The sequence below is a fragment of the Gammaproteobacteria bacterium genome, from assembly GCA_036383255.1.
Classification (GTDB): Bacteria; Pseudomonadota; Gammaproteobacteria; order Natronospirales; family REEB76; genus DASUBN01.
The window spans coordinates 1-12,495 of the sequence record DASVOS010000010.1 but is presented as its reverse complement, the minus strand read 5'-3'; the positions used below and the strand labels follow the sequence as shown (position 1 = coordinate 12,495).

Here is a 12,495-nt window from a genome sequence, read left to right as displayed (position 1 = left end):
ATCGTGGTCTGTCTCCTATCGCGATTTGGTGCAATACTATTGTTGACCTGTCGTTTAACTAGGCTAAGACCACCGGTAACTCGGTGATCCCGGTTCGATTCCGGGCGGGTGAAGTACATTGAGGGAGTAATGTGCTTTGAATATCTTTAAGAAAGATATGAGCGACCCTCAAAGGGTTGAAGTTTTCAAAGCACAAACTAGAAATGTCAGGCAACTAGAAAAAACATGGACACATATTAATCGTCAGTTAAATGTATTGATAGCCAAAAATGATGAGAATGGAATCGTAATTCAATCAAAGCTTCTCGCTCTTATCTACTGCGGACTTGCTGAATCTCTCTTCTCAAAAATAATCCACACGCCAAATGGCTTGGATTTGAATTCAATATCTCAAATTAAGAGACGCATAAACGCTAAAGGCATCAAAGAAGGGTGGCTAAAAGCCTCTGACTTAGCTTTAGCACGCGTAGCAAGTCAACGAAGCAATCACATTCCTAACGTCAAAAAGAAACTAGAGCAATTAATTAACGACTATATTTTCGACCCTAGTTTAATTCGCAATAAATTAGCTCATGGTCAGTGGGTTTCAGCATTGAATTCCGACAATACAGATATAAACGCGGATGCTACGGCGGAAATAGAAGCGATAACAGTCATTGACCTGTACAAGAAGAAATCGGCATTAGACAAGCTTTCAGCGATGCTTGAAGACCTGATCAAGTCACCTAACAAGGCTCATCCGCGTGACTATTGGATTCATCTAGCAGATCTAGAAGAGCGGCAAAGAGAGATGGAAGCTTGGACAATTGATAAGAAGAAGCAGCGGCTATTTGAAAAGAAATACACCCCTGCATGAGAAATCCTGCGTCGCCGTTATTGTATTAAGTCAGGACCTGATTCCTTTTCCCTTATTGCTGCTTATCGCTGCAAAGTACGCTTCTATCAGCTCTTTGCAGACGACGGGGTAAAGTCGGCCAAGTAATGAAACATCGCTGCCTCGTTTAGCTTTAGCGCGGTTCTGTCGTACCACGAGTATGGAACCGACACGGGCAGAGTCACCGGACCAAATATTGCAGCAAAAACGATTCCACTGTCTTTGAGCTTCGTATGCCAATTGATAACGTTATCTTCTAAAACATAGCCCAACATTCCGACAATTGGACCAGTCGAATAGGGACTATCAGTAGAGCTGAAGCAGCCCATACCTTCTAACCCCCTATATGCCTGTATAGACGATCCATCTAGCAACCGCTTTGCTTCAAAAACAACTTTCTCACGCGTCGCCATATGAATAAAAGTGAGATCAGGCTTCCGAGAATATTTTCCGGTTCTGGTCGGAGCCGGAATGGGATCGTCACATTTTGGCTCGATTTGTCTCAACCCATCAGTCAGCTCACTTCTTCCCCTAACGACATCCATGTGGTGGTATAGCTCGACAGTAATATCTGTTTCTTCTGGCAAACGAGCTTTTGCTACTCCCTTGGGAGCTCTCTTCCTAGTCGTCCTCTTTGCTTTATCTTTGGCCGCGACTCTCTGAGCTTCTATTTTTGCCAGAAATTCTTGCCAACCGTCTTTCAACAACCCCTCGGCACCATGGATATATCTTATGGAAATAGTACAAAGCTGCAACCAGAGTTGCGCTTCATCGGGTGCTAACCCACGACTAATAAGCGTCTTCAGGAAAGCTTCTTCGTTTTGTGCCGGAATCCCTTCCGTCATAAGCTAAGCCGCAGCTCCCGCCATAACAGCGCGAACCATCTTCTGGCTGTCGGCAAAGGCGCGCTCCACCGTCCAGTGCATAAATTCAAGCGGCTTTACGAGGTAAATCGACGCACTACTTTGATCCCGAATTACAGCACTGCTATTGCTGAGTGAGCTCAAACCATTTCGGATATGTTGATCAAGCCAGGCTTCTAAATCGGCATCCGCAGCAATGTCATTTCTGCGTCCGCCCCCCGCATCTCTGTAGGCGGCCTTGACCAAACATACACCTCGATTCCGAGCTTCAATTATCCGGATGGTATAGCTAGCTTCTCGGCCCAACCACCGATCCAAATCTGAACTGAGAAACTTGGAGTATTCATGCAATTCGGCAGACGTGACTTGGCGTGTGGCTTCGTCGGGTATTCGACCATCCGCAAATTGAGAACGCAATTTCAAAAATTCATCAACTGCGAGACGGTACTCAGGGGTGAGTTTCAAAGCGTCAAATACAATCTGATCTACCTGAGACCTATCTGCTGCAATTAACTGTTGTTGCAAAACCCCGTCCTCTGCAAAGGGGATGGGCAATTGCCCAAGTATCATTGGCTCAATATTCGGTCTGTCGACCAGGAAGCGAGTTGAACGAAGGATAAGGAAATATTTGGCAACTTTTGAACTCAAGTATTTGCTCAGCGCTTCCAAAAACTCGTGGCTGGAGCTTGTTTTCGTACTCAAGCCAATAAAAGAGCTGTTATAGGCTATGTCGGCGTCAACGTAATAGACGTCAGCAAGCGAGCGGGGCAACAAAATAAGAGGTCCTTGGAATTTTTGCTTGTAGGTTCCTCTCGCTCGTCTCGATATGATTTGTGGTAGCGGCACAATACTTGATGACGACGCGGGGAAAAGAGACCGTGTTACCGACTTCAGCTTTAGATGATGAAGGAAGTAGGTATCATCACTGGGTCTTGCAGTCAGAATATATTTATCTGGCACTCCTGTATCAGAGGAGTTTCCTCCGCGGGCTATCGAGATATCTAATTTCCTAGCGCAGGTTTCTAAGTTTGAATAGCGATGCGCCGCCAAGTCGCAAAAATAATTCATTAATAGCCTGTCAATAGGTTTTTGCCAAGCAAGGCGAGACCAGATGTCTGGCTCCCTTTCGATTGCCGAATATGGGGTGACTTGAACCGCGGCCTCGTCAATGAAAAGAGTCCACATCCGCGTCTTGTCATTAGAACGAGCTACGGCGCCTGGTTGCTCTGCTCGTATAGGAGAAAAGTGCCACACCGAATCGTCTGTGGCGGGATCCTTTTTCCTAAAGAAAAGCGCCATCGTAGGATGCACCGCGCGTTCAAACATTACATGCCGGAGATTAGAAAAGTCCGCGACACCTATTAGTGTGCTCGCTCTCGCCAAAGCAGTACGAAATGCTCGAGATGCTGGGTTGTAGAATGATTTGCTCGGCATCAATAGTCCGGCAACACCATTTTTGCTAAGAAACGTAGTTAAATATCGCCAAACGAATAACTCTGCTAGTTGCCGCTCTCCGATGGGTTGCTCTGCGAAATGAATCTTTAGGTATCGGTCAGCCACTTTGTCTTGGTTAGCATCAATGGCCTTCCAGGGCGGATTTCCAACGACAACGTCAAACTTAGATCGATTCTCGTTGCGCCGATCAAAGAAATCAGCGTTTACAACATTCGTGTCAAGTAAAGCTGGAAAAACTTTCTTGCGGCCTTTCTGAGATAGCAACTGGCGCAGGTCAGCTTCTTCTACATAGTCCAGGAGCGTCAGATACAAGTTGAAACATGTGACATGACATGCATCGGCCGATAACTCGTAACCAAAGATACTTTCTTTGAGAATAGATTGAAGATCGCGAATTGGCAGCGAGTGTCGACTTGCCCCAAGTGTCGACTCGATTATTCGGCGATAAGCGGCGACCAGGAAGGCGCCTGAGCCAGCCGCCCCGTCCAGGATTCTTACGCCTCTCTCGAGAGGTACGTTTTCCTCTACCGTGCTAAGGACATAGTCAACTAAGAATGGCGGCGTGTAGTAGGCCCCGAGTTTTCTCTGCGCATCTTCACCGTAGCCACGTAAGAATTGCTCATAGACCGAAGACAAGGTCTCAATTCGAAGGGTTGAAAAATCGTAGTCAAATAGGTCTAGACGGTTTTGAAAACCAGCCGTTCCCAAACTATCTGCATATCTCAGGCCTATTTGTGCAAACTCAATATGCCCTTTCTCAATGCGCTTTCTCTTTGACGCTGACAACGGAAATACACTGCCATTAAACACTGAATCAATTTCGTCTGATAATTGCCAGAATTGTTCGGCATCCCAGCCGGACGCTTGATCAAAATTAATTCCAGGAAAGGCGTCTGCTCTCCAATTGTTAGAAAGAAGGCCTTTATCATGCAAAAAATACAAATAGAGAACTCGCCCAATTAAAGCGTGTGCTGATTCAACATCTAGCGGTCGCAAATTGCGGTCCGCAAGGACTCCTTCTGCTTTGGTAAGGCAGTCAGTGAGCGCGTCGAGACCATTAAGCAGCTGATAATCAACACGGCCGGAAATGTCTATATTTCCTACCTGTCTATCGCGCCAGAAGATTGAAGACTGAAGCTCGTAAGCAGACAGCCACTTCAAGTACGAGGGCAATCCCGACTGTAGATACAGAGAATTGTGAGAAGTACGCTCCAGTAGACCCGGCCAATTGTTGTTGCCAATTTCTCTATTTGAGAACCGGAATCCTTCGCAGAGCAAAATTTCCTCATCTGTAATCAGCAACAGATAAGGAACCACGCCTTGATTCCACACCGCCTTATGGTGTTCCCGCGCTTTCGCTGACTCACATTCGGCTATGTATACAATGGGCGTGAAATACTCGTGCGTATCCTCTCGTTTTCCAAATATTCCGAATACGCCAATAACACCGACTCGCTCTTGAGCCTGAAGCAGCACGTGTCGATTTGCTCGCATTGTGCCAAAGCGTTCCGATGGGACGAATCCTCGAGACCCGGAGTAACCCAATCTTTGTAGGAGCGCTGCGGTGACTTGCTTCATGGCTTTGCCCCCGTTACGGAGTTCAAATAGCGCAAGTCAAGTTGTTGTTTAATTGGCGTAAATCCAGCGTGATACAGATAATCCTGCACGGCCACGATTACCGCGCCCAATGGTAATGACAAAACTGCTGCAGGAGCTGCAGTCAAGGCATTTCTATCTCTTCCTGTGATGAAACCGACAGTCGTCGCATTTCCATTTTCCAGATCTATCGTGAGGCGAAGCGACTCACGGGCAATCTGTTCCCAGAGCGTTGAACTGCAGTGCTCAAATATTGCGGCTGACACTTCGGTCAATTGATTGGGGGATAGCCCAATTTTCTTGACCAAACGAGTAATGATTCCAAATCCAAGTAATTGGCCGTAAGAAAAACCCAGGTCTTGCCCCGCCTTAAGCTGAATATGAGCAAAGGGGGGAAGTGCGGTCCGCCAAAGGCGAAGTTCATGCTCGGTTAGGCTGAACGCCTCCCGGACATGGTGGGGGGAGAAGGGCTTCTTGTCGCTCATTGGACGCGCAGTATGACCATTGCGGCCTCCCGCCAGCAACCATGTGAGCTATATTGGGGAACCTTGATAAAATTCTCAATGTGTTGCGAAAATAATCATTTAATATTCAATTAAATCAATAGCTTATATTAGTAGCTGTAATTAGATACAGGTTAAGTTTCAGTGAGAATAGATTATGGCAGAGCTCCCGCCCGTAGCGCGCGCCGAGCACTGGGCTGAGCACGGGCAGCCCGGCAGGGGCGCCGCCCAAGGATGGCGGCGCTCCCGTACGCGGTATAGGGATATGCCGTATGCGGGACTCCGTAGCGAAGTCCAGCGCGCAGGGTAGCTGCCGCTTCGGCGGCCCGCGCTCCGGGAGAGTGGTTTGGGGCACCTTTACCGAAACAAAGGTGCCTCGCCCCGCCCGGAGGGGGCGAAAACAGGACAGGGATGTCGAGGTCTAAGAATCTATCTGAAGCTGGATACCGGCCTTCGCCGGTATGACGGGAAATAAATCCCGAATTTCTTATAGAGAAAAAAGAAGCCCAGCTTTCGCTGGGCTTCTTGTCTTTCTTCACAGCCGAATTTCTCGGTCTGTTTTGGGAGCGACTGGACTTCGTTAGAAGTCCATGTCGCCTCCCATCCCGCCCTGGGGCATGGCAGGCTTCTCTTCCTTCGGCAGCTCGCCCACCATGGCCTCGGTGGTGATCAGCAGGGACGCCACAGAGGCGGCGTTCTGCAGGGCGGTGCGGGCGACCTTGGTCGGGTCCAGCACGCCCATCTCCACCATGTCGCCGTACTCGTCGGTGGCGGCGTTGAAGCCGTAGTTGCCCTTGCCGTCCAGCACGGCCTTGAGCACCACGTCCGGCGCCTGGCCGGCGTTGGTGACGATCTGGCGCAGGGGCTCTTCCATGGCGCGCAGCAGGATGGCGATGCCCATCTGCTGGTCGTCGTTCTCGCCCTTGAGCTTGCCGATGGCCTGCTTGGCGCGGACCATGGCGACGCCGCCGCCGGGGACGATGCCCTCTTCCACCGCAGCGCGGGTCGCGTGCAGGGCGTCTTCGACGCGGGCCTTCTTCTCCTTCATCTCGACTTCGGTGGCCGCGCCGACCTTGATGAGCGCCACGCCGCCGGACAGCTTGGCCACGCGCTCCTGGAGCTTCTCCTTGTCGTAGTCGGAGGTGGTGTCCTCGACCTGCTTGCGGATGGCTTCCACGCGGGCCTGGATGTCGGCGGCCTTGCCGGCGCCGTCGATGATCGTGGTGTTCTCCTTGTCCACGATGACCTTCTTGGCCTCGCCGAGGTCATTGAGGGTGGCCTTCTCGAGGGTCAGGCCCAGCTCTTCGCTGATGACCGTGGCCTTGGTGAGGATGGCGATGTCCTTCAGCATGTCCTTGCGGCGGTCGCCGAAGCCGGGGGCCTTGACGGCCACGACCTTGACGATGCCGCGGATGGTGTTGACCACCAGGGTCGCCAGGGCCTCGCCTTCCACGTCTTCCGCCACGACCAGCAGGCTGCGGCCGCTCTTGGCCACGCCTTCCAGCACCGGGAGCATCTCGCGGATGTTGGAGATCTTCTTGTCGCAGAGCAGGATGTAGGGCTTCTCGAGCTCGGCGCTCATGCTGCCCTGGTTGTTGATGAAGTAGGGGCTGAGGTAGCCGCGGTCGAACTGCATGCCCTCGACCACTTCCAGCTCGTCCACCAGCGCCGAGCCTTCCTCGACGGTGATGACGCCTTCCTTGCCCACCTTCTGCATGGCCTGGGAGATGAGCTTGCCGATCACCTCGTCGCCGTTGGCGGAGATGGTGCCCACCTGGGCGATGGACTTGTTGTCGGCGGAGGGCTTGGAGAGCTTCTTGAGCTCGGCCACGGCCTGGATCACGGCCTTGTCGATGCCGCGCTTCAAGTCCATGGGGTTCATGCCGGCGGCGACGGCCTTGAGGCCCTCGCGCATGATGGCCTGGGCCAGCACGGTGGCGGTGGTGGTGCCGTCACCCGCCTCGTCGGAGGTGTGGGAGGCGACTTCCTTCACCATCTGGGCGCCCATGTTCTCGAACTTGTCCTTGAGCTCGATCTCCTTGGCGACGGAGACGCCGTCCTTGGTGATCGTGGGGGCGCCGAAGCTCTTCTCGAGCACGACGTTGCGGCCCTTGGGCCCTAAGGTGACCTTCACCGCGTTGGCGAGCACGTTCACGCCGCGGAACATGCGCTGGCGCGCGTCGTCACCGAATCTCACTTCTTTGGCAGCCATTGTCTTGTCCTTCTGAAAGTTCTGGATGGGGGTTGGTGCGGATCGGCAGGCTTACTTGCCGCCCTCGATCACGCCCATGATGTCTTCCTCGCGCAGGACGACCAGCTCATCCTTGCCGTCCTTGATCTCGTTGCCGCTGTACTTGCCGAACAGCACCTCGTCGCCGACCTTCACGTCGAGCGGACGCACGCTGCCGTCCTCCAGCACCTTGCCCTTGCCCACGGCCAGGACCTTGCCGCGGCTCGGCTTCTCGGTGGCGCTGTCGGGGATCAGGATGCCGCCGGCGGATTTGGTTTCCGACTCCAGGCGCTTGATAATCACCCGGTCATGCAGTGGACGAATCTTCATGGCCTCGAACTCCTTAAAGAGCAAAATCAATTTCAGGTTAAAGGGGTCATAATGGTCTTGAGGGACTGCCTTGGCACTCACCTCAACGGAGTGCTAATAATAGTGGCAAATCCTGGAGAGTCAAGGGGTTATCAGGGAGGCGCCCTTAGAGGCGCGGGAGGCATATATGCCTGAAAATCATATACTTATGCATTGCACCACCCCTGACCTGGGGTCAGGAGAGACCATCGCCCAGGCTCTGGTGGAGGAACATCTGGCGGCCTGCGTGAACCTCCTGCCCGGCGTGACCTCGATCTTCCGCTGGGAGGGCAAGGTGGAGCGGGAGCAGGAATGCCTGCTGATCATCAAGACCACCGAGTCCCAGTTCGAGAAGGTGAAGGAATGCATCCTGGCGAGGCACCCTTACGACGTGGCCGAGATCATCGCCATGCCCATCACCCACGCTTCCGCCGACTATCTCAAGTGGCTGACGGAAAACTCGAAATGAAACCGGCCTTTCGGCTGTCTCTCTAATGGCTTGAAACGCTTGGCCCATAGCCTCAGATAGGTATCACTCATTACACATCCGGCCTGCCGGGTGTACGGAAGGCCCCGATGAGAAAGCTGCTGCTCGCCCTGCTGGCCCTGTTTCCCCTGCTCGCTTCCGCCGCGAGCACCGAGCCACTTCCCCCGGACCAGGTATATAAGGTGAGCGCCAGCGCGACGCCGGGCATGCTCTCGGTGCACTGGGACATCCTGCCCGGATACTACCTATATAAGGACAAGTTCCAGTTCGTGAGCCACATCACGGGCATCCGTCTCGGCAAGCCGAAGTTCCCGGAGGGTGAGGTCAAGAACGATCAGTTCTTCGGCAAGCAGACGGTCTACCACAAGGGCGTGACGGTCACGATGCCCTACACGGGCGACGGCAAGCTGGACCTCGAGCTCGTGTACCAGGGCTGCGCGGAGGTGGGCTTCTGCTACCCGCCCCAGCGCAAGCACGTGAACCTGATGCTGGAGGCGCCGGACGCAGTGCCGGGCGCGGACACGGGGCCGGCCGCTTCCAAGGTGAGCCCGCCTAACCTGGCGGACCTCGTCTCCGGCGGGGCGGACCAGAACAGCTTCCCGCCGCCGGACCAGGTGTTCAAGTTCAGCGCCGCCACCAAGGACGCGAACACGCTGGAGCTGAAGTGGGCGGTGACACCGGGCTACTACCTCTACCGGCAGAAGTTCAGCATCAAGAGCGACAACCCGGACGTGCAGCTCGGCACGCCGGACTTCCCGGAGGGGGAGATCAAGAACGATCCCTACCTCGGCACCAGCGAGATCTACAAGAGCGACGTGGACGTGCTGGTCCCGGTGACGCTGAGCAACGGCGCCACGCGCTTCAACCTCACGGCGGTGTACCAGGGCTGCGCGGAAGCGGGCTTCTGCTACCCGCCCATCACCAAGACCCAGGACATCGACCTCGCCGGCGGGACGGCGACCGAGACCACTGCCGCCGCCCCGGGCGGCGCGCCGCAGATGGCCGAGCAGGACCGGCTCGCGTACCTCCTGAAGGACGGCAGCCTGCTGCTGGTGATGCTGACGTTCCTGGGCGTGGGCATGCTGCTCACGTTCACGCCCTGCGTGCTGCCGATGATCCCGATCATCTCGGGCATCATCGTGGGCCAGGGCAAGATCAGCACCGGCCGCGCCTTCGCCCTCTCGGTCACCTACGTGCTGGCCATGGCCTCGGCCTACGCGCTGGCGGGCGTGATCGTGGGGCTCCTGGGCGCGAACATCCAGCTCGCGCTGCAGAACCCCTGGGTGCTGGGCGCGTTCGCCGCGCTGTTCGTGGCGCTGGCGCTGGCGATGTTCGGCCTCTATGAGCTGCAGGTGCCGGGATTCATCCAGACCCACCTCACGCGCCACAGCAACGCGCAGAAGTCCGGCGCCTTCGTGGGCGTGGCGGTGATGGGCGTGCTCTCGGCGCTGATCTGCGGCCCCTGCATCACGGCGCCGCTAGTGGCGGCGCTGGTGTTCATCGGCGAGACGGGCTCGGCGCTGCGCGGCGGGCTCGCGCTGTTCGCGCTGGGCCTCGGCATGGGCGTGCCGCTGCTGATCGTGGGCACCTCCGCCGGGCGGCTGATGCCCAAGACCGGCGCCTGGATGAACACGGTGAAGCACGTGTTCGGCGTGGTGATGCTGGCGCTCGCGATCTGGTTCGTGGCGCGGGTGGTGCCGGGCCCGGTGACGCTGGCCCTGTGGGCGGCGCTCGCCATCGTGTGCGGCATCTACCTCGGCGCGCTGGAGCCGGTGCAGGCCAAGGCCGGCTGGAAGCACCTGTGGAAGGGCCTCGGCCTCCTGGCGCTGCTGTACGGCCTGATCCTCTTGGTGGGCGCGGCCATGGGCGCGGACGATCCCTTCCGCCCGCTGGCGCGGTTCGCGGTGCCGGGCACGGTGGCGGCGGCCGCGCAGGCGCCTGCCGGCGCGACGGCCGGGCCCACTAGCGAGAGCCCGCTGCCTTTCAAGCGCATCAAGAGCACCGGGGACCTGGACCGGGAGATCGCCATCGCTGCCGCCGCCGGCAAGCCGGTGATGCTGGATTTCTATGCGGACTGGTGCGTCTCCTGCAAGGAGCTGGACCACCAGACCTACAGCGACCCCAGGGTGCAGGCGGCGCTGAAGGACGCGGTGCTGCTGCAGGCGGACGTGACGGCGAACGACGAGGACGACAAGGCGCTCTACAAGCGCTTCGGCATCTTCGGCCCGCCGAGCGTGATGTTCTTCGGCACCGACGGCCTGGAACTCAAGGACTACCGCGTGGTCGGTTACCTGGACGCGGACGACTTCATGAAGCGGGTGGACGCCGCGCTAGGCGCCAACCGCTGACCTCCGGGCAGACGCTGCTGCACCGCGGCGCTGGCCGCGGTGTGCTGGTGATTTGCCGCCTGTGCTAATTTCCCGCATCGCAACCTAGGGACCCCGTATGCAGCAGCCCCGCCACATGCCCCTGATCGTGCTCCTGCTGGTGGCCGCCGCGGCCGCCGGCTTCGGCGTGTACCAGTGGCTCGCGCCCATGACCGGCCCCGCCCCCACCGACGGCACGCCGGTGGCGCAGCCGCAGACGGCGGTGCGCCCCATGACCATGGACGAGGCGCTGGGCGCGAAGTACGAGGGCCTGAACCAGAGCGGCAACCACGCGCTGAACGAGTGGCACGGCAAGGTGCTGCTGGTGAACTACTGGGCCACCTGGTGCGCGCCCTGCCGCGAGGAGATCCCGCTCTTGGTGCACCTGCAGGCGGAATACTCCGCCCAGGGGCTGCAGGTGGTGGGCATCGCCACGGACGAGGTGGCGGAGAAGGACGTGAAGGCCTACCTCGACAAGATCGCGGTGGTGAACTACCCGATGCTGATGGGGGACGAGAGCGTGAACCGCATGGTGGCGGGCTTCGGCGGCAACCTGATCGGCCTGCCCTTCAGCGTGCTGCTGGATCGCCAGGGCCACGTGCTGAAGCTCTACCCGGGCCAGCTGGACCCCAAGGAGGCGGAACAGCTGGTGCGGATGGCCCTGGTGCCGGTGGGCGCCGGCAACGTGCCCGCCGCCACCCATGTGGCGCCCATGCCGGCCACCGAAACCCGAACCACGGCTAAATAACACCTATCTTCCACGAACGGACGGCTTTCTTCAGGTTCGTGGGTAGACAAATCCCCTGCCATGACCCACAATTAATCCTGGCCCGGCTCAAGGGGGTGGGAGACCTCCGCCACAGCCATGAAGCTCCAGCCAAAACGGGGCAAATGAGCTGTTAAATCGGGCTATCTTCGGATAACCTCCGAAATCTTGGTAAGAGAGGGCCTGCCCTAGAATGCAGGTCCCGAAGACGGGCCGCCCCTAAAAACCAGCGGCCTCGGATAGGCTCCGGAGTGAAAGGGAGCCTGTTCCGATCGGCGGCGAACGTGCCGCCAAGTCGTACAAAAACGAGGTAGTCGTGGCCCAGATCCTGTTACTCAATGGCCCCAACCTTAACCTGTTGGGCAAGCGGGAGCCCCATCTCTACGGGCCGGACACCCTCGCCGCCATCGAGAAGCACCTCAAGGGGCTCGCCTCGGGGCTAGGCCACGAGCTGGACAGCTACCAGAGCAACCACGAGGGCGAGCTGATCGACCGCATCCAGAAGGCGGCTTCCGACGGCACCGCCATGATGCTGTTCAACCCCGGCGGCTACACCCACACCAGCGTCGCCCTGCGGGACGCGCTGCTGGCGGTGGCCCTGCCCTTCATCGAAGTGCACATCAGCAACCCTTACCGGCGCGAGCACTTCCGCCGCCATTCCTATTTCACGGACATCGCGGTCGGCTGCATCAGCGGCTGCGGTGCCCTGGGTTACGAGCTGGCCCTGACGGCGGCGGCGCGCCGCCTGCAGCAGATGCCGCCCGCGGCCCAGGGCAAGAACTGACCCTTCGCCTTTCCTATAAAGAACCAACCCGACGGGGTGACGCATGGATATCCGCAAGGTCAAGAAGCTCATCGAACTGCTCGAGGAATCGGGCATCGCCGAGATCGAGATCACCGAGGGCGAGGAGTCGGTGCGCATCAGCCGCCACAGCGCCGCGCCCGCGCCGATGATGATGCAGGCCCCCATGATGGCCGCGCCGCAGCCCGCGCCGGCCGCGCCCGCC

The 12,495-nt window shown here is 57.3% G+C and carries 11 protein-coding genes and 1 tRNA gene; 7 read left to right on the top strand and 5 right to left on the bottom strand.

Going from position 1 to position 12,495, the window contains the following annotated elements:
- Positions 1-43 precede the first annotated feature (43 nt).
- Both VF651_05890 and VF651_05885 read left to right on the top strand, forming a co-directional pair.
- Positions 44-113 (top strand) — tRNA-OTHER (locus tag VF651_05890).
- A 23-nt stretch (positions 114-136) separates the two neighbouring features.
- Positions 137-856 (top strand): hypothetical protein, encoded by a 720-nt coding sequence (locus VF651_05885; GenBank protein ID HEX7965229.1) that lies wholly within the window; start codon positions 137-139, stop codon positions 854-856.
- 86 nt (positions 857-942) lie between these two features.
- Here VF651_05885 and VF651_05880 read toward each other — a convergent pair whose 3' ends face one another.
- The 5 genes from VF651_05880 to VF651_05860 form a co-directional block, all read right to left on the bottom strand.
- The gene (locus VF651_05880) at positions 943-1,719 is read right to left on the bottom strand and encodes a hypothetical protein (GenBank protein HEX7965228.1); all 777 of its coding nucleotides are present in this window, start codon (positions 1,717-1,719) and stop codon (positions 943-945) included.
- A 3-nt stretch (positions 1,720-1,722) separates the two neighbouring features.
- Positions 1,723-4,770, bottom strand: a complete 3,048-nt coding sequence (locus VF651_05875) for an N-6 DNA methylase (GenBank protein ID HEX7965227.1) — start codon at positions 4,768-4,770, stop codon at positions 1,723-1,725.
- Positions 4,767-5,273 carry a hypothetical protein gene (locus VF651_05870; protein HEX7965226.1) on the bottom strand — a complete coding sequence of 169 codons (507 nt, stop codon included), beginning with the start codon at positions 5,271-5,273 and terminating at the stop codon, positions 4,767-4,769. The genes VF651_05875 and VF651_05870 overlap by 4 nt, the downstream gene beginning before the upstream one ends.
- A gap of 598 nt (positions 5,274-5,871) precedes the next feature.
- Positions 5,872-7,503: a chaperonin GroEL gene (gene groL / locus VF651_05865; GenBank protein ID HEX7965225.1), complete on the bottom strand. Its 1,632-nt coding sequence runs from the start codon at positions 7,501-7,503 to the stop codon at positions 5,872-5,874.
- A gap of 51 nt (positions 7,504-7,554) precedes the next feature.
- Positions 7,555-7,851 (bottom strand): co-chaperone GroES, encoded by a 297-nt coding sequence (locus VF651_05860; GenBank protein HEX7965224.1) that lies wholly within the window; start codon positions 7,849-7,851, stop codon positions 7,555-7,557.
- Positions 7,852-8,038: 187 nt separating this feature from the next.
- On the opposite strand from VF651_05860, the gene cutA reads away from it, so the two are divergent.
- The 5 genes from cutA to VF651_05835 all read left to right on the top strand — a co-directional run.
- Positions 8,039-8,338, top strand: a complete 300-nt coding sequence (cutA, locus tag VF651_05855; GenBank protein ID HEX7965223.1) for a divalent-cation tolerance protein CutA — start codon at positions 8,039-8,041, stop codon at positions 8,336-8,338.
- Positions 8,339-8,445: 107 nt separating this feature from the next.
- Positions 8,446-10,704, top strand: coding sequence for a protein-disulfide reductase DsbD (dsbD, locus tag VF651_05850; protein ID HEX7965222.1), 2,259 nt, complete (start codon positions 8,446-8,448; stop codon positions 10,702-10,704).
- A gap of 97 nt (positions 10,705-10,801) precedes the next feature.
- Positions 10,802-11,470 carry a TlpA disulfide reductase family protein gene (locus tag VF651_05845; protein ID HEX7965221.1) on the top strand — a complete coding sequence of 223 codons (669 nt, stop codon included), beginning with the start codon at positions 10,802-10,804 and terminating at the stop codon, positions 11,468-11,470.
- A gap of 334 nt (positions 11,471-11,804) precedes the next feature.
- Entirely contained in the window at positions 11,805-12,272 is a 468-nt protein-coding gene (gene aroQ, locus VF651_05840) for a type II 3-dehydroquinate dehydratase (GenBank protein ID HEX7965220.1), read from the top strand.
- A 43-nt stretch (positions 12,273-12,315) separates the two neighbouring features.
- A partial coding sequence (locus VF651_05835; GenBank protein HEX7965219.1) for an acetyl-CoA carboxylase biotin carboxyl carrier protein occupies positions 12,316-12,495 on the top strand: 180 nt, incomplete at its 3' end.